This is a genomic window from Streptomyces sp. NPDC001843, from assembly GCF_042891955.1.
Taxonomy (GTDB): Bacteria; Actinomycetota; Actinomycetes; order Streptomycetales; family Streptomycetaceae; genus Streptomyces.
The window spans coordinates 295,402-313,385 of the sequence record NZ_JBIATQ010000002.1 but is presented as its reverse complement, the minus strand read 5'-3'; the positions used below and the strand labels follow the sequence as shown (position 1 = coordinate 313,385).

Annotated in this window: 23 protein-coding genes and 1 pseudogene; 11 read left to right on the top strand and 13 right to left on the bottom strand. The window is 71.8% G+C overall.

The annotated features are described in order from the left end of the window. Positions 1–61: 61 nt before the first annotated feature. The 6 genes from ACFYZQ_RS06780 to ACFYZQ_RS06755 are packed head-to-tail and all read left to right on the top strand — an operon-like array spanning position 62 to position 4,134. The gene (locus ACFYZQ_RS06780) at positions 62–487 is read left to right on the top strand and encodes a cupin domain-containing protein (protein ID WP_389142393.1); all 426 of its coding nucleotides are present in this window, start codon (positions 62–64) and stop codon (positions 485–487) included. Further along, positions 484–1,752, top strand: a complete 1,269-nt coding sequence (locus ACFYZQ_RS06775; protein ID WP_389142391.1) for a beta-ketoacyl-[acyl-carrier-protein] synthase family protein — start codon at positions 484–486, stop codon at positions 1,750–1,752. Before ACFYZQ_RS06780 ends, ACFYZQ_RS06775 begins: the two co-directional genes overlap by 4 nt. Next, positions 1,749–2,999, top strand: coding sequence for a ketosynthase chain-length factor (locus tag ACFYZQ_RS06770; protein WP_389142389.1), 1,251 nt, complete (start codon positions 1,749–1,751; stop codon positions 2,997–2,999). The genes ACFYZQ_RS06775 and ACFYZQ_RS06770 overlap by 4 nt, the downstream gene beginning before the upstream one ends. 45 nt (positions 3,000–3,044) lie before the next feature. Beyond that, entirely contained in the window at positions 3,045–3,302 is a 258-nt protein-coding gene (locus ACFYZQ_RS06765; RefSeq protein ID WP_388793522.1) for an acyl carrier protein, read from the top strand. A gap of 1 nt (position 3,303) precedes the next feature. Further along, the gene (locus ACFYZQ_RS06760) at positions 3,304–3,783 is read left to right on the top strand and encodes an SRPBCC family protein (protein WP_389142387.1); all 480 of its coding nucleotides are present in this window, start codon (positions 3,304–3,306) and stop codon (positions 3,781–3,783) included. An 18-nt stretch (positions 3,784–3,801) separates the two neighbouring features. Further along, on the top strand, positions 3,802–4,134 hold the full coding sequence (locus ACFYZQ_RS06755) for a TcmI family type II polyketide cyclase (protein WP_388793526.1): 333 nt from the start codon (positions 3,802–3,804) through the stop codon (positions 4,132–4,134). Positions 4,135–4,225: 91 nt separating this feature from the next. Here the strand turns inward: ACFYZQ_RS06755 and ACFYZQ_RS06750 are convergent, their stop codons facing one another. The 8 genes from ACFYZQ_RS06750 to ACFYZQ_RS06715 all read right to left on the bottom strand — a co-directional run bounded on the left by ACFYZQ_RS06750 (position 4,226) and on the right by ACFYZQ_RS06715 (position 11,613). Continuing rightward, positions 4,226–5,254: a methyltransferase gene (locus tag ACFYZQ_RS06750; protein WP_389142385.1), complete on the bottom strand. Its 1,029-nt coding sequence runs from the start codon at positions 5,252–5,254 to the stop codon at positions 4,226–4,228. Between the two features lie 41 nt (positions 5,255–5,295). Then, positions 5,296–6,360 carry a nitrous oxide reductase family maturation protein NosD gene (locus tag ACFYZQ_RS06745; RefSeq protein WP_389142383.1) on the bottom strand — a complete coding sequence of 355 codons (1,065 nt, stop codon included), beginning with the start codon at positions 6,358–6,360 and terminating at the stop codon, positions 5,296–5,298. Between the two features lie 70 nt (positions 6,361–6,430). Next, entirely contained in the window at positions 6,431–7,180 is a 750-nt protein-coding gene (locus ACFYZQ_RS06740) for a GNAT family N-acetyltransferase (protein ID WP_389142381.1), read from the bottom strand. A 230-nt stretch (positions 7,181–7,410) separates the two neighbouring features. Continuing rightward, positions 7,411–8,484, bottom strand: coding sequence for a LacI family DNA-binding transcriptional regulator (locus tag ACFYZQ_RS06735; RefSeq protein ID WP_389142379.1), 1,074 nt, complete (start codon positions 8,482–8,484; stop codon positions 7,411–7,413). A gap of 320 nt (positions 8,485–8,804) precedes the next feature. Beyond that, positions 8,805–9,014: a DUF6417 family protein gene (locus ACFYZQ_RS06730; RefSeq protein ID WP_389142377.1), complete on the bottom strand. Its 210-nt coding sequence runs from the start codon at positions 9,012–9,014 to the stop codon at positions 8,805–8,807. A 30-nt stretch (positions 9,015–9,044) separates the two neighbouring features. Continuing rightward, complete coding sequence (locus ACFYZQ_RS06725; protein ID WP_389142375.1) at positions 9,045–10,091, bottom strand: cytochrome P450; 1,047 nt, start codon at positions 10,089–10,091, stop codon at positions 9,045–9,047. Positions 10,092–10,170: 79 nt separating this feature from the next. Continuing rightward, the gene (locus ACFYZQ_RS06720) at positions 10,171–10,251 is read right to left on the bottom strand and encodes a tryptorubin family RiPP precursor (RefSeq protein ID WP_389143218.1); all 81 of its coding nucleotides are present in this window, start codon (positions 10,249–10,251) and stop codon (positions 10,171–10,173) included. Between the two features lie 81 nt (positions 10,252–10,332). Continuing rightward, positions 10,333–11,613, bottom strand: coding sequence for a low temperature requirement protein A (locus tag ACFYZQ_RS06715; protein ID WP_389142373.1), 1,281 nt, complete (start codon positions 11,611–11,613; stop codon positions 10,333–10,335). Between the two features lie 240 nt (positions 11,614–11,853). Between ACFYZQ_RS06715 and ACFYZQ_RS06710 the strand changes: the two genes are divergently transcribed. Continuing rightward, a complete protein-coding gene (locus tag ACFYZQ_RS06710) occupies positions 11,854–12,432 on the top strand; it encodes a Dps family protein (protein WP_389142371.1) in 579 nt (192 codons plus the stop codon). A gap of 119 nt (positions 12,433–12,551) precedes the next feature. Here ACFYZQ_RS06710 and ACFYZQ_RS06705 read toward each other — a convergent pair whose 3' ends face one another. Continuing rightward, a complete protein-coding gene (locus ACFYZQ_RS06705) occupies positions 12,552–12,920 on the bottom strand; it encodes a MerR family transcriptional regulator (RefSeq protein ID WP_389142369.1) in 369 nt (122 codons plus the stop codon). Between the two features lie 99 nt (positions 12,921–13,019). Here ACFYZQ_RS06705 and ACFYZQ_RS06700 point away from each other — a divergent pair, with 99 nt between their 5' ends. From ACFYZQ_RS06700 to ACFYZQ_RS06685, 4 genes are all read left to right on the top strand, one after another. After that, a complete protein-coding gene (locus ACFYZQ_RS06700; protein WP_389142367.1) occupies positions 13,020–13,457 on the top strand; it encodes a hypothetical protein in 438 nt (145 codons plus the stop codon). 155 nt (positions 13,458–13,612) lie between these two features. After that, a complete protein-coding gene (locus ACFYZQ_RS06695; protein ID WP_389142365.1) occupies positions 13,613–14,605 on the top strand; it encodes a polysaccharide pyruvyl transferase family protein in 993 nt (330 codons plus the stop codon). Continuing rightward, a complete protein-coding gene (locus ACFYZQ_RS06690) occupies positions 14,580–14,897 on the top strand; it encodes a DUF3040 domain-containing protein (RefSeq protein WP_389142363.1) in 318 nt (105 codons plus the stop codon). The genes ACFYZQ_RS06695 and ACFYZQ_RS06690 overlap by 26 nt, the downstream gene beginning before the upstream one ends. A 77-nt stretch (positions 14,898–14,974) precedes the next feature. Beyond that, on the top strand, positions 14,975–15,442 hold the full coding sequence (locus ACFYZQ_RS06685; protein WP_389142361.1) for a pyridoxamine 5'-phosphate oxidase family protein: 468 nt from the start codon (positions 14,975–14,977) through the stop codon (positions 15,440–15,442). A gap of 2 nt (positions 15,443–15,444) precedes the next feature. Here the strand turns inward: ACFYZQ_RS06685 and ACFYZQ_RS06680 are convergent. The 4 genes and pseudogenes from ACFYZQ_RS06680 to ACFYZQ_RS06665 form a co-directional block, all read right to left on the bottom strand. Then, positions 15,445–15,660: pseudogene (locus ACFYZQ_RS06680) on the bottom strand (DUF1731 domain-containing protein); the annotation flags it as partial. A 106-nt stretch (positions 15,661–15,766) separates the two neighbouring features. After that, positions 15,767–16,582: an SAM-dependent methyltransferase gene (locus tag ACFYZQ_RS06675; RefSeq protein WP_389142359.1), complete on the bottom strand. Its 816-nt coding sequence runs from the start codon at positions 16,580–16,582 to the stop codon at positions 15,767–15,769. Between the two features lie 97 nt (positions 16,583–16,679). Then, a complete protein-coding gene (locus ACFYZQ_RS06670) occupies positions 16,680–16,892 on the bottom strand; it encodes a DUF397 domain-containing protein (RefSeq protein ID WP_389143216.1) in 213 nt (70 codons plus the stop codon). Positions 16,893–16,916: 24 nt separating this feature from the next. Then, positions 16,917–17,792 carry a helix-turn-helix domain-containing protein gene (locus ACFYZQ_RS06665; protein ID WP_389142357.1) on the bottom strand — a complete coding sequence of 292 codons (876 nt, stop codon included), beginning with the start codon at positions 17,790–17,792 and terminating at the stop codon, positions 16,917–16,919. Positions 17,793–17,984: the final 192 nt, after the last annotated feature.

Below are 17,984 nucleotides of genomic sequence, written 5' to 3'. Positions count from 1 at the left end.
GCACCCGGCCCGCGACGGCCGCACCCCCCACGTCGACGCAGCACAGCATCGGAGGAACGTCGTGACCAGACCCCGTCCCAAGATCGTGGATGTCAGCGAGATCGAGCCCAACACCAGGCGCGGTGGCGACCTGCGCGCTCTGCTCACCCCCACCACGGTCGGCTCGACCAGCGGTTTCATGGGCGTCGCCATGGTGCAGCCCGGCGACCGCATCGCAGAGCACTACCACCCGTACTCCGAGGAGTTCGTCTACGTCGTCTGCGGGCAGCTGGAGGTGGACCTGGACGGCGAGCCGCACCCGCTGCGGCCGGAGCAGGGGCTGATGATCCCCGCCCACATGCGCCACCGGTTCCGCAACGTCGGTGACGTCGAGGCCCGGATCGTCTTCCACCTCGGCCCGCTGGCCCCGAGTCCGCCGCTCGGCCACGTCGACACGGAGGAGACCGAGCCCGTCGCGGTCGCCGCCGAGGGCGGGGGCCGGTCATGACCAGGCGGGTGGCGGTCACCGGCATAGGCATCGTGGCACCCGGCGGCATCGGCGTTCCGGCCTTCTGGGACCTGCTCGCCAGTGGCCGTACCGCGACCCGGGGCATCACGTTCTTCGACCCGGCCGGACTGCGCTCACAGATCGCCGCCGAGTGCGACTTCGACCCGGCGGCGCACGGACTGGACGCGGAGCAGACCGCGCGGGCGGACCGGTACATCCAGTTCGCCCTGGTCGCGGGCGACGAAGCGGTGCGTGACTCCGGTCTCGACCTCGCCAGGGAGAACCCCTGGCGGGTCGGGGTGTCCCTGGGGACCGCGGTCGGCGGCACCACCCGGCTGGAGCACGACTACGTCCTGGTCAGCCACCGCGGGCAGCGCTGGGACGTGGACCACCGGGAGGCGGAGCCGCATCTGCACCGCGCGTTCTCGCCGAGCACACTCGCCTCGGCGGTCGCGGAACGGTTCGGGGCGTGCGGTCCGGTGCAGACGGTCTCGACCGGCTGCACGTCGGGGCTGGACGCGGTCGGGTACGCCTTCCACACCGTCGAGGAGGGCCGGGCCGATATCTGTATAGCCGGTGCCTCGGACTCGCCGATCTCGCCGATCACCATGGCGTGCTTCGACGCGATCAAGGCGACGTCCCCGAACAACGACGATCCCGCCCACGCCTCCCGTCCCTTCGACAACGACCGTGACGGGTTCGTCATGGGCGAGGGCGGGGCGGTGCTCGTCCTGGAGGAGCTGGAGCACGCCCGGGCCCGCGGCGCGCACGTGTACTGCGAGCTCGGCGGCTATGCCACCTTCGGCAACGCCTACCACATGACCGGTCTGACCAGCGAGGGCCTGGAGATGGCCCGGGCGATCGAGGTCGCCCTGGACCACGCCCGGCTCGACGGCACCGCGATCGACTACGTCAACGCGCACGGCTCGGGCACCCGGCAGAACGACCGCCACGAGACGGCCGCGGTGAAGCGGGCGCTGGGGCTGCACGCCTACGACACGCCCATGAGCTCCATCAAGTCCATGGTGGGGCACTCCCTGGGAGCGATCGGGGCGATCGAGGTCGTGGCCTGTGTGCTGGCCCTGGCCCACCAGGTCGTACCGCCCACCGCGAACTACGAGACCCCCGACCCCGAGTGCGACCTGGACTACGTCCCGCGCGTCGCCCGCGAACGGAAGCTGACCAGCGTCCTGTCCGTGGGCAGTGGGTTCGGCGGTTTCCAGTCCGCGGTGATCCTGACCCGGCCGAGGGAGAGGACACCATGAGCGAACCGTATCCGCGGCGCGCGGCCGTCACCGGGATCGGTGTGGTCGCGCCGAACGGAACCACCGTGGAGGCCTTCTGGAAGTCCACCGAGGAAGGCATGAGCGTCCTGGACCGCGTCACCCGCGAGGGCTGCGAGCACCTTCCGCTGCGGGTGGCCGGTGAGGTCCGTGGCTTTGAACCGTCGGCGGCGGTCGAGGAGCGGTTCCTCGTCCAGACCGACCGGTTCACGCACTTCGCGATGGCCGCGGCCGACCTGGCGCTGGAGGACGCCCGCCTCGGCCAGGCCGACACCGACGAGGCGCCTTTCTCGGTGGGCGTGGTCACCGCGGCCGGTTCCGGCGGCGGTGAGTTCGGCCAGCGGGAGCTGCAGCGGCTGTGGGGAAAGGGCAGCCGGTTCGTCGGCCCGTACCAGTCCATCGCCTGGTTCTACGCCGCCAGCACCGGCCAGGTCTCCATCCGCCGCGGTTTCAAGGGGCCCTGCTCGGTGGTCGCCGCCGACGAGGCTGGTGGTCTGGACGCCCTCGCGCACGCGGCGCGGGCCGTGCGGCGCGGCACCGACGTGATCGTGGCCGGGTCGACCGAGGCGCCGCTGGCGCCGTACTCGATGGTGTGCCAGCTCGGTTACGAGGAGCTGAGCACCGTCGACGATCCGGCGCGGGCCTACCGCCCGTTCACGGACGGCGCCTGCGGTTTCGTCCCCGCCGAGGGCGGCGCGATGCTCGTCGTGGAGGAGGTCGCCTCGGCCTGGGAACGGGGGCTGCCCGTGCGGGCCGTCCTCGCCGGGCACGCGGCGACCTTCACCGGTGCCTCGCGCTGGGAGGCGTCCCGGGAGGGACTCGCCGAGGCTATCCGCGGTGCCCTGGAGGAGGCCGGCTGCGCGCCCGAGGATGTCGACGTCGTCTTCGCCGACGCCCTCGGGGTGCCCGAGGCGGACCGGGCGGAGGCGCTGGCGATCGCCGACGCCCTGGGCGGCCGCGGCCGGCGGGTGCCGGTGACGGCGCCGAAGACGGGCACCGGACGGGGCTACTGCGCGGCTCCCGTGCTCGACACGGCGGCCGCGGTGCTCGCGATGGAGCACGGTCTGATCCCGCCGACCCCGAACGTGGTCGACGTCTGCCACGACCTCGACCTCGTGACCGGCCGGGCCCGCGCCGCCGAGCTGCGTACGGCGCTGGTCCTCAGCCGGGGCCTCATGGGGTCGAACTCGGCGCTCGTGCTCCGGCACGGCGCCGCCGACGCCTCGTAGCGAGGTCGCCGGAGCGGAACCCAAGCAAGGAGAGAGAGGAACGACATGAGTGCCCAAATCACCGTCGAAGAACTGGCCGAACTCATGAAGAAGGCGGCCGGGATCACCGTCAGCCCCCAGGAGCTGTCGGACCGCCCCGACACCGCCTTCGGCGAGCTCGGCATCGACTCGCTCGGCCTGCTCGGCATCGTCGGCGAACTGGAGAACAGGCACGGCACGCCGATGCCTCCCGACGCGGAGCGCTGCAAGACGCCCCGGGAGTTCCTCGACCTCGTCAACAGCGCCCTTCTGGCAGGAGCCTGACATGGCTGGACACACGCAGAACGAGATCACCATCGCCGCACCGGTGGACCTGGTGTGGGACATCACCAACGACGTGGCGAACTGGCCGCAGCTGTTCAGCGAGTACGCCTCCGCCGAGATCCTGTCCCAGGAGGGGGACAAGACCACCTTCCGGCTGACCATGCACCCCGACGAGAACGGCACCGTGTGGAGCTGGGTCTCGGAACGGGAGACCGACCGCCCCTCGCTCACCGTCAAGGCCCGCCGGGTGGAGACCGGCCCGTTCGCCCACATGAACATCCGGTGGCGTTACGAGGAGGTCCCCGGCGGCACCCGGATGATCTGGACCCAGGACTTCGCGATGAAGCCCGAGGCCCCGGTCGACGACGACTGGATGACCGACAACATCAACAAGAACTCCAAGATCCAGATGGCCCTGATCCGCGACCGGATCGAGAAGGCCGCCGCCGAGCAGGGGGCCCAGCCGGGCCTGACCGACTGAGCCGGACGGAGAGACACCGTGCACCAAGCCCTGATCGTGGCCCGGATGGCCCCCGGATCGGCCCCGGACATCGCGAAGATCTTCGAGGACTCCGACCGGGGAGAGCTGCCGCACCTCGTCGGTGTCACCCGGCGCAGCCTCTTCCAGTTCGGTGACGTGTACCTGCACCTCATCGAGTCGGAGAAGGAGCCCGGCCCGGCCATCGCCAAGGTGACCGGTCATCCGGAGTTCCGGGACGTCAGCGAGCGGCTGTCGGCGTACGTCAGCGCGTACGACCCCGAGACCTGGCGCTCGCCGAAGGACGCGATGGCCCGGCGCTTCTACCTCTGGGAGCGCGACCGAGCCGTCTGAACCCGCCGTCCGCCCCCGCGGACGGCCACCGGTCGCCGGGCCCGCAGCGTCGCGGGCCCGGCGACCGGTGTTCTGCGCGGCTTCCCACGGATCACCCGGGGACCGTGCAGTCGAACGCGTGCAGATAGGGGTTGACCGGGCCGATCTCGTCGATGACCAGGCCCGCGGCGGTCAGCCGGCCAACCATGCTGTCGGTGGTGTGTTTGGCCCCGCCGACGTTGAGCAGCAGCAACAGATCCATGGCGGTGCTGAACCGCATCGACGGGGTGTCGTCGACGAGGTTCTCGATGACCACGACCCGGGCCTTGGGCCCGCCCGCCTCGATCACGTTGCGCAGGCAGCGGGCGGTCGATTCGTCGTCCCACTCCAGGATGTTCTTGATGATGTACACATCGGCCTGGACCGGGATGGCCTCGCGGCAGTCGCCGGGCACGATGCGGACCCGGTCGGCGAGCGAACCGCCCGGGCGCAGCCGGGGGTCGGCGTTCTCCACGACGCGGGGCAGGTCGAGCAGGGTGCCCCGCATCGACGGGTACTTCTCCAGCAGGCTGGCCACCACGTGGCCCTGGCCGCCGCCGATGTCGGCGACCGACTTGGCCCCGGACAGGTCCAGCAGTTCCGCGACCTCCCGGGCGGACTGCTTGCTGGAGGTCGTCATGGCCCGGTTGAAGACGTCGGCGGACTCGGGTGCGTCCTCGTTGAGGTAGTCGAAGAACTCCTTGCCGTACAGGTCCTCCACGACGTTGCGGCCGGTGCGCACGGCCTCGTCGAGGCGCGGCCAGGCGTCCCAGGTCCACGGCTCGGTGCACCACAGCGTGATGTAGCGCAGGCTGTGCGGGTCGTCCTCGCGCAGCAGCCGGGACATGTCGGTGTGCGCGAACGTCCCGTCCTCCCGCTCGGCGAACACGCCGTAGCAGGACAGCGCCCGCAGCAGCCTTCTCAGCGGCCCCGGTTCGCTCTTCACCGCGGCCGCGAGGTCCGCCACGGCCATGGGGCCGTCCCCCAGCGCGTCGGCGACGCCCAGCCGGGCGGCCGCGCGGAGGGCGGCGGCACACGCCGCCCCGAAGACGAGTTCCCTCAGCCGCATGGACGGCGGTGGGGCAGTGGGTGCGGTCGTCATGTGCCGCCTCTCCTCCTTGGGTTACGGACGGGTTCGGCCGGTCAGCACAGTCCCGCGGGCTTGGACTTCCCGCAGTTGTTGCGGGCGAAGGTGTTGTTGCGCTTCGCGGCTTCCTGGTTGACGAGGTCCGCCGGCGCGTTGTTCTTCACCCGGTTGTCGTGGATCCGGTTCCGCTCGCTTGTGGTGCCCACGAAGCTCTTGTAGAGGACGACGCCACCGGAGAGCGGGGACCTGCCGGCGTTGCCGGTGATCACGTTGCCGGTCACCAGGGAGTCCTCGGCGCCGGTCAGCACGATGCCGGAGCCCTGCAGGAAGGGCAGCCGGGCGGTCTTCGGGCAGTACTTGTTGTTCTTGACGATGCTGTTGTAGGCCACGGTCGCCTTGCCGGCCTTGGGCTTGTTCTCGTCGCCGACGACGAACACCCCGGCGCAGTTGCCGGTCACCTCGTTGTGCGCGACGGTGATGTTGCGCAGGCGGCGGACGGTGACGCCGATGCGGTTGCCCTTCAGCACGTTGCCGTCGACGATCGTGCCCTTGGTGTCCTTGGCGCCCGCCTCGGTGAGCATCGTGTTGGCGAGGAAGACACCGGCGTCGCCGTTGTCGCGGACGGTGTTACCCCGCACCAGGCTGCGCACCGACCGCTCCTCGGCGATGCCCCACAGCTTGTTCTTCTCGGCGGTCACCTGGCGCACGGTCAGGTGGTCGGTGCCGACGGCGAACACCCCGGCCCGGGCGAAGCCGGTCACGGCCAGGTCGGCGACGGTGACGCCGTCGACGCGCCAGCTCTTGGTCCCGGCGACGCAGATGCCGTTGCCGTACCCGGCGCAGCTGGTGTCGGACTTCTTCTTGCCCGGCCTGATGACCGTCTTCCGGCCGTCGCCACGCAGGGTCACCCACGGTGTGGTGATCTTCACGCTCTCGCGGTAGGTACCGGCGGTGACCAGCACGGTGTCTCCGGGCTTGGCCGCGTCCACCGCTTTCTGGATCGATTGCCCCGGGCGCACGACGTGCAGCGTGGGGCAGTTGCCGACGGGCGCGGCCGCGCCGACTCCGGCCACGAGGAGCGCTGCGGCGCAGGCGCCGTAGACGGTATGACATTTCTTCATATTCCGCACGTTACTTCGCAAATGCCGCCGGACGGCCCGGATGAGCCGTCCGGCGGCGTGTCACGGCGTGTCAGAGCGACATGTATAGGCGGGTGCCGCCGGGCCGGTAGCCGACGCGTTCGTACACCCGGCGGGACCCCTCACCCGAGTACTCCAGCCAGACCGATCGCGCTCCCCGGGTGAACATCGTCTCGGTGAGCGCCACGGTCACCGAGGCGGCGATGCCCCGGCCGCGGTGGGCCGGGCGGGTGCCCACGCCCGCCAGTTCCGCGGTCCCCGCGGCGGGCGCGGAGCAGGTCGCCGCGCCCGCGCAGCCGCCGTCGAGGGCCCGGACGAAGCGGACGGCTCCGCCGCTGTCGGCTGTGCGGCGCAGCCGGGCGGCGCCTTCCGGGGAGGGCGGGAACTCACCGGCGAACGCCTCGGACAGGGCGGCGTCGATCGACGCGTAGTCCTCGTCCGTGGCGGGGACTTCGGCCACCGGACCACCGGCGAACGACGGCACCGCCAGTGTGTGCGGTGTGCAGACGAGGTAGGTGTGGCGGGCCTCGACGGTGAAGCCCGCCCGGACGAGCGCCGGTTCCACGGCGGGTGCGCCGTCGGGGGCGAACTCAAGTCGGGGCCTGAGACCACGCTCGCGGAACGCCCGGACCAGTGCCGCGACGTCCCGGTCGTCCGGTCGGGCACCGGTCAGGGGCGTCGCGTAGTTGACGTACGGGCTGGTGGTGGCGGGGTCGAAGCCCGCGACGAAGCCGCCGGTTTCGGTGACCTCGGGACGGCGCCGGAGGTTGCGGACGGCGAAGCTCTGGACGTCGGTGTCCATGGTGATGGTGACCTCACGTGAGTGGCAGGGAGTGGGCACGCTGCTGTCGCCCGGCCGTGGCCGGGCGTCGTGGGGCCGCCGTGCGGAGAAGGGCGAACGGCACCTTCAGTGCCGACGGCGGCCGCTGGGGGACGCCGCGGTCAATGGCTTCAGTCCTTCGGGGAATCGGGGCGGTTCATGGCACAAGGTCCGGTGCACGCTCGCACATCGGCGAGGGGAAGGGCAATCGGTTATCGCCTCGGTGCCGGACCCGTGCTGCGGCGGACGACGAGTTCGACGGGGACGACCGGGTCGACGGGGGCGGAGCCCCGCGCGTCGGCGCCTTCGAGACGGTCCAGCAGGAGACGCAGGGAACGGGTGCCGATCTCGGCGAAGTCGGTGCGCACGGTGGTCAGCGGGGGCAACAGGTGTGCGGCCTCGGGGATGTCGTCGTAGCCGACGACGCTGACCTCGTCGGGGACGGGGCGCCCGGCCTCGTGGAAGGCGCGCAGCACGCCCAGGGCCATCTGGTCGTTGGCGGCGAACACGGCAGTGACCTCGGGGCGTTGGGCCAGTCGGCGGCCGAGGTCGTACCCGGAGTCGGCGCTCCAGTCACCGAAGATGGGTTCGGTGGCGGGCGCCCCGGCCGCCCGCAGGGTCGCACGCCAGCCGGCCACCCGCACGTCGGCGGACGTCCAGCCCGCCGGGCCCGCGATGTGCTGGACGGTTCCGTGGCCGAGGCGCAGCAGGTGCTCGGTGGCCAGCCGGGCCCCGTTCATGGAGTCCGCGGCGATCAGCGACGTGCTGTCGCCGAGGTCGTTCTCCAGCACCACCACAGGGGTGGGCAGTTGCGCCTGAGCGAGTGCGCGGCCCACCCGGCGCTGGGGGGCGATGGCGATCACCCCGTCCGCGCCCTCGGCGGAGAGCCGATCCGCGGCCCGCACCACCGTGTCCCGGTCCGCGGTGTCGAGGGCGATGGAGCTCACGAGGTAACCGGCCTCCTGGGCCGCGGAGTTGATCGCGGTCAGGATGGAGGCGGGCCCGAACCGCGCCGCGTCGAAGGAGATCACGCCGAGCATCCGGGTCCTGCCGCTGGCCAGCGAGCGGGCGCTGCGGCTGGGGCGGTAGCCGAGCGAGCGCATGGCGGCCAGCACGGTCTCGCGGGTCTCGGGGCGGACGGCCGGGTTGTCGTTGATCACCCGGGACACGGTCTGTTTGGACACACCCGCCAGCCGCGCCACGTCGTCCATCACGGGCCGGGCGCCCGCGAAGCCCCGCCGGCTGCGCCGCGGGGGGACCGAGCTGTCGGCAGTGCTGCGGGGCATCGTGGGGTGCTTCCTCCGGCTGGTCGCGGCGGCCCTTCCGGCCCGGCGGATCCACAGGATAGGCACGTGGCGTCCACCGCGCGTCGACCCGGTGAAGATTTCGGCCGCACGGGCCCGGCCGGGCGCCGTGGGCCGACCGGAGCATGACGGCCCCGCACAGACCGCGCACAGCGGCAGCGGCACCGCGCGGGCCCGCGGACCACTCGACGGTCTGGCCCAGCGGCGCGCCCGCCCGGCCGGGCCCGTGGCGCCGCCCGATGCGGCCACGGCAGGCCGACGCGGGCCGCCCCGCGGCCTGCGCGCCGCACGGTTCGGGCCGGTCAGTTCGGTGAGGGGATACGGGTGGCGATCTCGCGGGCCATGCGGCGGGCCTCGGGGGACACGGGCTGGCCGTCCTGTGCGCTGCCCGCCTGCAGCAGGTCCAGCAGGTCCTGCGACTCCTCCTGGTACAGCTCCGCCAGCCGCTCGGCGGTGCCGTATCCGGGCAGGAAGTCGATCTCGTCCAGGTCTGGGGGGTCGTAGCCGTCCATGATGGGGCAACGTACCCGGTCTGGTCCGGGTCACGCAGCCCGGACGAGTCGGACGTCCTCCACACCCAGCAGTCCGAGGAGCGGTACCCGTCCGGTGCGCTGGTCCGGGTCGACCGTCAGGCCGGAGCCGCGGACCAGGTCCAGCAGCAGTTCGGCGAGCGGCATGACCATGTGCCGTCCCCAGCAGCGTTCGGAGGAATGGCCGAAGGGCAGGTAGCCGGGTGCGGTCTCGGGGTCCAGTTCGCCCCAGCGTTCGGGGCGGAACGCCGCCGGGTCCGGCCAGAGGGCCGGGTCGCGGTGGGAGAGCAACGGCAGCAGCAGGACGTCGTCGCCGTCGCCGATCCGGTCGTCGACGGCGGGGTACTCCGGTGAGGCGTTGCGCAGGATGTTCCAGGAGGGCGGGAGCAGGCGCAGCGACTCGAGGATGATGTTGCGGTTCGGGGTGTCGTCGTCGAAGGGCGCGCCGAGCCAGAGCGCGTTGGCCACCAGGGTGGAGACCGTGAAGCACACCGGTGCGGCGGCCCTGCGGTACATGCCCATGGCGTACCGGCGCTCCTGGTAGCCGACGGCGCGGGCGGCCCGCTGCGCGAGGCCGGTCAGGTGGCCGCCGGGGCGGGGCCAGCCGGGGAGTGCCGCGCCGACCGCGATCACCGACCAGGTGAGCTTGGGCGTGAGTTCGAGGTTGCGGCTCATCAGCATCCGCAGTCTGCGCGGGTCCTGGCCGAGGACGAGGTCCCTGAGGAAGAGATGTCCGGTCAGCGGCCAGGAGCCCGAGAGGTCCACGTCCTTCGGCCGGGGCCCGGCCAGGGCCGCTCGCACGTCATTGCCGATGGTGCGGGTCACCGAAGACGCCTCGGAGCGCGAGATCGAGCGGCCGTGCAGCGGTTTGAAGGTGGGCCGCTCGGTCTCGGTGGCGCGGCGTGCGGCGAGGATGCGGTCGGCGACCGCGGCCCCGGCGACACCGATGGTGTCGGGCTCGAGCCGGAAGACGTCCTGGCCCAGGTGGTCGCGCAGCAGCGCGGCCAGGCGCGGGGCGAACACGGTGGCGCGCACGGCGGGCGGGGATGAGAGGGCCACGGGCTCTCCGGTTCTCCGGGACGGGCGGTCGGGGGTGTTGCCCGGCCCGCCCAGGGGCCGGACAACGATGTCAGCGTGCTCAGTACCAGAAGTACCAGGCGTTGGCCTTCAGGCTCTTGCGGGCCGCGACCTTGTTGCGAACGGCGAAGAGAATCCTCATCACTTGCACCCCCTCTCGGGACGGACGCTGATGGCTCCGGGATCCTTCCCTGGTCTGATCGACGGATACTCGGTGTGCAGGTCATGAACCTTCCGGAGCACCGCTTTCGGACGTTCCGCGGGTGCTGGTTTTCCCTGGGCCTTCGGTGTCCGCCCAGGCCGCGCGCCGGCTCGTACGCATCCCACCGGGTACGAACTTCCCCGCGGCACTTACAGATTGGCCGGAATCCCCGGCGTGCGTCGGCCCCAGGGCGACCAGCACCGCCAGCAGGGCGCCCGCGACGAGGGCGGGGGCCGGGGACCAGGCGGCCGGCACCAGGGCGGCCGCGGTGACGGGGTACGGGAGCCACTCGGCCGCCCTGGTCTGGTGGGGGCGCAGGTGCACGGCCCAGACCGTGACCAGGAACACGGCCGCCGGAACGGTCACCGCCGCTCCGGCGGCCGGTGCCGAGGCGCCGGTGTGCCGCGTGACATGGTCGGCGTACGCGGCCAGCCCGGCCCCCTCGGCGGTCGCCGCGGCGAAGACGAGGTAGTGGCCGTAGGCCCAGGGGAACCTCCTGCGGTGGGCCTGGTGCGTCGTGGCGAGCAGGGTGTGCGCGGGCCGGGCGAAGTACAGCCACCACATGGCGTAGGCCGTTAGCAGGCCGCCGGCCGCCACCGCGGCGAGCGCCCCGGTGCCCTGGTGCCGGTCGAAGGCGCTCCGTACGGCGACGGTGGCGGCGGCGACGGACTCGCCGAGCACGATGAGGGTGAAGAGTTCGTACCGTTCGGCGATGTGGTGCGGATGCCAGGGTGTCATCCCGGCGGACTGCGCCCACACGGGCACGGAGAGTTCGGCGGCGATCAGGACGGCGATGCCGGGCAGCCGCAGCGCGGGCGGCACACCGAGCAGAGCGACCCAGCCCAGCTGGCAGGCCGTCACTCCCCCGGCGAAGCGCAGTGCCGTCCTGCGCCGGGCGGGGTCGGACAGCGCGGCCCGGAGCCAGAGGGACGCCAGAGTGGTGCGCAGGACGACGTATCCGAGCGTGACGATCCTGAGGTCGCCCGCCTCGAACGCCCGGCGCACGCCGGCCGCGAGCACGAGCGAGCCGGTGATCTGGGCGAGCACCGTCAGCCGGTAGGGCACGTCGTCGGGATCGTAGGCGGAGGCGAACCAGGTGAAGTTCATCCACGCCCACCAGATGGTGAAGAAGACCAGCGCGAAGCGCAGGGCACCGGACGCGTACTCCCCGTGCGTCAGGGCCGAGTGCAGGCTCGCGGACGCCTGTGCCACCGCGATGACGAAGCACAGGTCGAAGAAGAGTTCCAGTGGGGTGGCGGACCGGTGCGGTTCGCCGGGGTCGCGGCCCCGCATGGTGCTCATTCCGCTCCTCGCTGTGCCGGCTCCCGGGCGTCGGCCGTCCCGCCGAGGCTAGGGCGGCCCGGTGCCGGTGCCGTGTCCGCCGGTGCACGGGCTCGTGTCCGAGAGCGCACGGCCGGCGCGGGTGCGCGCGATGGTGTGCACCGGCGGGCAGCACCGCGTGCACTGCCGGACAACCCGCCGCCTTCGCGAGCGCCTAGCGTCCCCCGGGTACGCACAGCTCAGCACCACAGGAGGCGGAACATGACCACCAGCTCCCGGCCCGGCACCGGCAGCCAGCCCTGGCTGCACCAGAGGGGCGAGGTGATCCAGGAGTTCGGGACCGTCAAGCAGTTCCCGGTCGGCCTGTCCTACGAGGCACGCATGTACTCCTGTCAGCGCCTGAACAAGGTGCTGGCGGACACGCAGATCCTCTACGGCCTCTACAAGAAGCACCATTGGCTGATGCGCGGCGCGACCTTCTACCAACTGCACCTGGTGCTGGACAAGCACGCGGGGGAACAGCTGGAGATCGTCGACACCGTCGCCGAACGCGTCCAGTCGCTGGGCGGGGTCGCGGTGGGCGACCCGCGGCACGTCGCCGAGATCACCTCGATCCCCCGCCCCCCGGACGGGGTGGAGGAGGTTCCGGCGATGCTGTCACGGCTGCTGGAGGCCCACGAGAGCATCCTCGTCGACGCCCACGACGCCGCGGCCCGGGCCGCCGAACTGGGGGACGACGGCACCAACGACCTGCTGGTGTCTCAGGTGATCAGGACCGGCGAACTGCAGGCGTGGTTCCTGGCCGAGCACCTGGTCGACACGCCGCTGGTCCGGGCCTGACCGAGCAGGCGGGCACGCGGCCGGGGAATGCCCGCCGCCCCGGCGCGGTGGCCGGACTTCCGGACCGTCCGCCCGTCCGGGGCAGGCGGGCTGCTGGTGGCGGTCCGGACCGCCGCGGCTCAGCCGGCCTGGCCGGCCACCGCCCGCAACGGACACCCGGTGCCGACGCGGTGCTCCAACTCGGTTCGTAGAGCGGCGAGTTCGGCCATGCGGACATCGATGAGCCGGATCTTGTCCGCCAGCAGCTCGGAGAGGGCCGCCGCCGAGTCCGGGGCGTCGAGCAGTTCCTCTCCATGACGTGCGATCTCCGCGAGGGAGAAGCCGAGGGCCTGTGCGGTGCGGACGTAGGCGAGCCAGGGCACCGTATCGGGCGGGAAGTCGCGATAGCCGTTCGCCAACCGCCGGCTCCTGACCAGGCCGACCTTCTCGTAGAAGCGGATGCCGTCCTTGGTCATGCCGGTCCGCGCGGCCAGCTCTCCGATCAGCATGACTCCCCGTCAGTTCATCTGTCAGCGCTTGACCTTGGACCCTACTCCACTGTTTAGCGTGACGCGCGTCGCTGTCACGCAACCAGCAGGAGCCCTGCCATGATCTTCCTTGCCGCCCCGCCCCACCCCGTCTATCCACGAGTGGTGCGCGCCAGCGCCTGGTACGACCTGGTCGTCACCGCCGGGTTCGCGACGCCCTGGTCGTACGCCCTGGTGAACCGCGCACTGTCGGCACTGGGCGATGCGCTGGGGCTGGGTGCGCTGCCCGCGGTCGATCCGGTGCAGACCATGTACGCCAACCTGATGGGTTCGGTGGTGATCGTCTGGGCTCTGCTGCGCATCCTCCGGCCACTGCCGGCGCACGGGCTCTACGACGGCGCCGCCCGCGTGCTGTTCTCGGCGTGGATGTCGTACGCGGTCAGCCAGGGGGTCACGCGGTTGCTGTTGCTCTTCCTCGTCGTCGAGGTGTCGTTCGGCGTCGCCCAGCTCGTGCCGTGGTGGCGGAGCCGGGGGACCCGTCGGATCGCCTGCGATTAGTTCGCCGTCGATCCGATCGAGGGGAGCAGGCGCCGTGGCCGGCGGCGTGACCCTCTCCTGACGTGTGATCCGTCCCGTCCGCGGGTACTCGCCCGCGCACGGCAGGGAGGTCACGGCATGGACGGGCGAGCGCGGCGCGGGCGGATGGGTGCCCCGTGACGGCTGCGGACAGGACCCTGCTCACCGGATGGTTCAGCTTCCGGGACGGCGAGGCGACCGCCGGGGACGTCCTCGCCCTGAACCGCGTGCAGAGCGTCCTGGACCGCGCGGGGCACGCCTACGACACGGTCTGGAGCCCCGCGTTCCGGCCGGACGCGCTGCACCTCGACGACGTGCGCCCCGAGGCGTACGGCAGCCTGGTGTTCGTGTGCGGGCCGCTGCACGGTCCGCAAGTGGCCGATCTGCACCGGCGGTTCCCGCACTGTCTGCGGATCGCCGTCGGAACCTCGGTGATCCGGCCCGGCAGTCCGGCCGTCACAGGGTTCCACCGGGTACTGGCCCGCGACGGTCCGGCGCTCGAGCCGGTGCGGGACCTGTCGGCACGTGCCCCGGCCGCCCCCGCCCTTCCCGTGGTGGGGGTGATCCTCACCCGGGGGCAGCGCGAGTACGGGGACCGGCGGCGCCACGAGGAGACCGCCGACCGGATCACCCGCTGGCTGCTGGCCAAGGACTGCGCACGCGTGGAGCTGGAGACCAGGCTCGACACGAAGGACTGGCGGCTGTGCGCGACACCCGGGCAACTGGACTCCGTGCTGGAACGGCTGGACCTGGTGGTCACCGACCGGCTGCACGGACTGGTGCTGTCCCTGCGGGCAGGCGTACCGGCCCTGGCGGTCGACCCGGTCGAGTCGGGCGCCAAGGTCACGGCGCAGGCCCGGTCCTGCGGCTGGCCCGCCCTGGTGGCCGCGGAGGACCTCGGCGACGAACGACTGGAACGCTGGTGGGACTGGTGCCTCACCGAGGGAACGGACACCGCATGCCGGATCCGAGCCGACTTCCGTTCCGGGCGGACACCGGACAACGCCGACGGCCTCCTGCGGGCGCTGACCCGCCGGCCGCCCGGGGACGGACGGCCGGCGCCCGGAGGGCATTGGATGCCGCACCCGGGGAACACGGTGAGCCATGAACGACCGGAGTCACCCGGATGACGTAGAACTCACCGCTCACGAACGGCTGGCCCTGCTCCGCATCGAGGCGGAGCTGCGCCGTGACCGTCGTCTCACCCGCCGGATGAGCGCCTCGCCCCCTCGGGTGTGGCTGCCGCTGACGGTCGCCGTCCTGATGTGCGCGTCGATCGTCCTCGGCGTCCTGGGCATCCGAACCTCGAACCCGGCGCTGATCTGGGGGTTCGCGGTCATATGGCCGGCCACCCTGCTGGGGGCCTTCCGGCTGCTGTGCCGGATGACCGGGAGCGGCGACCGCGCCACACCCTGGATGTGACACCGCCCACCTCGGTCGGGGGCCGTAGGACCATCGCCCGAGGCAGCGCGGCCCCATGACGGGTACCGTCACCCGGTGTGAAGATCACCGAGAAGCCGCGGGACTCCGCGCGGCGCCGGCACGACGTGCTCGCGAAGCTGCGCACCGGGACGGACGTCTGGGTCGCCACGTCCGGCGCGGACGGTCTGCCGTGCCTGGTCCCGCTGTGGTTCCTGTGGGACGGAGCGGCCTTGTGGCTGTCGACCAGGATCACCAGCCCGACGGGACGCGACCTGCGCGACACCGGCCGGGCCCGTCTCGCGCTCGGCGACACCCAGGACGTCGTCCTCGTCGACGCCGTGGTGAGGACCTTCACCGCCCAGGAGGTGCCGGCCGCCGCCGCGGACGCCTTCGCGCAGCGTTGGGGCTGGGACCCGCGTGAGGACCACCCCGCCTACAGGTACTTCCAGGCGCTGCCGCGGGCGATCCAGGCCTGGAACGGGGTGCACGAGCTCAAAGGGCGGCATGTGATGCGCGACGGGGAGTGGGCCGACCCGGCACCGTGACGTCAAGAGCGGCGGGCGCGCACCCGCCCCGCCAGGTCGGCCGCGGCCTGAGGCCAGTGCGGGCGCGCGAAGGTGAAGCCCGCGTCCCGCAGGCGGCCCGGGACGACGCGCCGGCTCTTGAGCAGCAGTTCGGTGTCCGAACGCAAGCCGAAGGCGCCGATCTCCGCCATCCACGCGGTGGCGGGCAGACCGATGGGCATGCCCCACGCCTCGCGCAGGGAGCAGGCGGCCGGGTACCGGCCAATCGGCGCGGAGGTCCGGTTGAGCACGCCGTAGTCACCGGCCCGGTCCCGGGCCGGGGCAGGTGGCCCCGGCCCGGTCCGGTCACGGCTTGCGGGCGACCGCCCCGTACATCGCGATGTCCTCGTCGAGTATGTCCTTCTCCCCCGTGCCGTCCGGGTGCCACTTGTGCACCTGGACGATGCCCGGCTCGACCAGTTCCAGGCCCTCGAAGAACTCGTGGGCCTCGTCGAGGGTGCGCAGCCGCATCGGCATGTTGCGGGCGGCGTACTCACGCGCGACGCGGCCCACCTCCTCGGGCGCGAACTCTGCGGTGCCGATGGACATCGCCAGATAGCTCCCCGAGGGCAGCGGCTCCAGCAGTCGGCGCACGACGCCGACCGCGTCGTCCGCGTCGAGCATGAAGTGCACGATGGCGATCACGGTGAGCGCGACCGGCTTGCCGAGGTCGAGGGTCTCACGCAGCTCGGGGGCGTCCAGGATGGCCGCCGGGTCGCGGAAGTCGGCCTCGATGTAGGACGTCTTCCCCTCCGGCGCGCTGGAGAGCAGGCCCTGGGAGAGGGTGAGGACGATGGGGTCGTTGTCGACGTAGACCACCCGTGACTCGGGAGCCACCGACTGGGCTATCTCGTGCAGGTTCGGGGAGGTGGGGATCCCGGTGCCGATGTCCAGGAACTGGCGCATGCCCGCCTCCTCGGCGAGCCAGCGCACCGCGCGGTTCATCCAGTCGCGGTTGGCGCGCATGTGGACGGGGAGGGCGGGCCACTCCCGGGACATGGCGTCGCCGGCCTCCTTGTCGGCTGGGTAGTAGTCCTTGCCGCCCAGGATGTAGTCGTAGATCCGGGCGGAGTGGGCGTTCTCGGTGTCGATGCGGTCGGCCGGCCATCCGTTGTCGGGCAACGCCGTGTCTCCCATTCGAGTCGGGGCGGTCACAGGGATCCGAAGCGGATCCATGATCCACCGGAACCGGGGCAACGCTCAGCAGAACAAGGCAAGTTCACAGGAGAAAGTCGGCGTCACCCGCCTTGACGCCCGTCAGGAAGTCCGTCATCTCACGCGGGGTGAAGACGAGCGCCGGCCCGTCCGGGTCGGTGGACTGGCGGACGGCCACGCGTCCGTCGGCGAGCTTCTTCACTTCCACACAGGCGCCCCCGGCGTCGTCGCTCCACGGCTTGGTCCAGCCGCGCGCGCCCAGCTCCCGGGACGGCATGCCGTTGTGTACGTGGTGGTGCACTCAGAGCTCCTTGCGAATCGAACCGAGGAACGCCTCGGTCTTCCTGGCGGGCGCCGCCTGGGCGCCCAGCCGGTCCAGGGCCTCGCGGTACACCACGACGTCGTCCGCCTTGTCGAGGTAGACGGCGCCGACCAGGCCGTTGAGGTAGACGATGTCGGGCAGTTCGCGGGCCCGGAACCGGAAGAGGTGGTACGCGCCCGCCCGCATCGCCGGATGCGGTCCGTTGGCGAAGGGCATGATCTGCAGGGTCACATGGGGCAGCCGGTTCAGTTCGATCAGGTGGTCGATCTGCGCGCGCATCACGCCGGCACCGCCGACCGGCCAGCGCAGCACCGTCTCGTCCATCACCACCCACAGCCGCGGCGGCGCGTCCCGCGACAGCAGCTCCTGGCGGCGCATGCGCAGCGCGACCCGGCGCTCCGTGGCCTGCCCGGAGGCGTGCGGATTGCCCGCGCCCAGCAGGGCGGTGGCGTACTCCTTGGTCTGCAGCAGCCCGTGGACGAACTGGTTCTCGTAGGCGCGGATCTGCAACGCGGCCTGCTCCAGGCTGAGATAGGCGGCGAACCAGTCCGGCATCACATCACGGTAGGTGTGCCACCAGCCGCGCTTGTTGGCCTCGCGTACCGACTGCAGGAAGGTGTCGATCTCCTGCTGGTCCCGCACGCCGTAGGTGTTCAGCAACTTCTCGGCGTCCGCCAGTCTGAGCCGGGCCACCTTGGCGGCCTCCATCCGGCGGATCGTGGAGTGGCTGACCCCGATCGCCGCGCCCGCCTGCTCGTACGTCAGGCCGGCCCGGGTCCGCAGTTCCTCCAACTGCCTGCCGAGGATCATACGCAGGACGGAGGGCGCGCCACCCCAGTCGGTCTCCGCGGTCACGCCTTACCCCCTCACACCGTCGGTTGCAGGGTCACCGTCTCACGCGATCGCTACACAGGCTCATTCGATCACTTATTGCCGAAAGCAGCATGCACGCGGCTTCTTGCAAATTTCAACTTGCTGGTTGCGGGGTGTTGTTGGCAGGTGTCACAGTGGACTCACTGCTCCGGCCCAGGAAGGAGCAGGCGATGC

Coding starts and splice junctions, on each gene's coding strand:
- ACFYZQ_RS06775 (WP_389142391.1), top strand. CDS start 484: ATGACCAGGCGGGTGGCGGTCACCGGCATAGGCATCGTGGCACCCGGC.
- ACFYZQ_RS06770 (WP_389142389.1), top strand. CDS start 1,749: ATGAGCGAACCGTATCCGCGGCGCGCGGCCGTCACCGGGATCGGTGTG.
- ACFYZQ_RS06765 (WP_388793522.1), top strand. CDS start 3,045: ATGAGTGCCCAAATCACCGTCGAAGAACTGGCCGAACTCATGAAGAAG.
- ACFYZQ_RS06760 (WP_389142387.1), top strand. CDS start 3,304: ATGGCTGGACACACGCAGAACGAGATCACCATCGCCGCACCGGTGGAC.
- ACFYZQ_RS06750 (WP_389142385.1), bottom strand. CDS start 5,254: ATGACGACCGCACCCACTGCCCCACCGCCGTCCATGCGGCTGAGGGAA.
- ACFYZQ_RS06745 (WP_389142383.1), bottom strand. CDS start 6,360: ATGAAGAAATGTCATACCGTCTACGGCGCCTGCGCCGCAGCGCTCCTC.
- ACFYZQ_RS06740 (WP_389142381.1), bottom strand. CDS start 7,180: ATGGACACCGACGTCCAGAGCTTCGCCGTCCGCAACCTCCGGCGCCGT.
- ACFYZQ_RS06735 (WP_389142379.1), bottom strand. CDS start 8,484: ATGCCCCGCAGCACTGCCGACAGCTCGGTCCCCCCGCGGCGCAGCCGG.
- ACFYZQ_RS06730 (WP_389142377.1), bottom strand. CDS start 9,014: ATGGACGGCTACGACCCCCCAGACCTGGACGAGATCGACTTCCTGCCC.
- ACFYZQ_RS06720 (WP_389143218.1), bottom strand. CDS start 10,251: ATGAGGATTCTCTTCGCCGTTCGCAACAAGGTCGCGGCCCGCAAGAGC.
- ACFYZQ_RS06715 (WP_389142373.1), bottom strand. CDS start 11,613: ATGAGCACCATGCGGGGCCGCGACCCCGGCGAACCGCACCGGTCCGCC.
- ACFYZQ_RS06710 (WP_389142371.1), top strand. CDS start 11,854: ATGACCACCAGCTCCCGGCCCGGCACCGGCAGCCAGCCCTGGCTGCAC.
- ACFYZQ_RS06705 (WP_389142369.1), bottom strand. CDS start 12,920: ATGCTGATCGGAGAGCTGGCCGCGCGGACCGGCATGACCAAGGACGGC.
- ACFYZQ_RS06700 (WP_389142367.1), top strand. CDS start 13,020: ATGATCTTCCTTGCCGCCCCGCCCCACCCCGTCTATCCACGAGTGGTG.
- ACFYZQ_RS06690 (WP_389142363.1), top strand. CDS start 14,580: ATGAACGACCGGAGTCACCCGGATGACGTAGAACTCACCGCTCACGAA.
- ACFYZQ_RS06670 (WP_389143216.1), bottom strand. CDS start 16,892: ATGCCGTCCCGGGAGCTGGGCGCGCGCGGCTGGACCAAGCCGTGGAGC.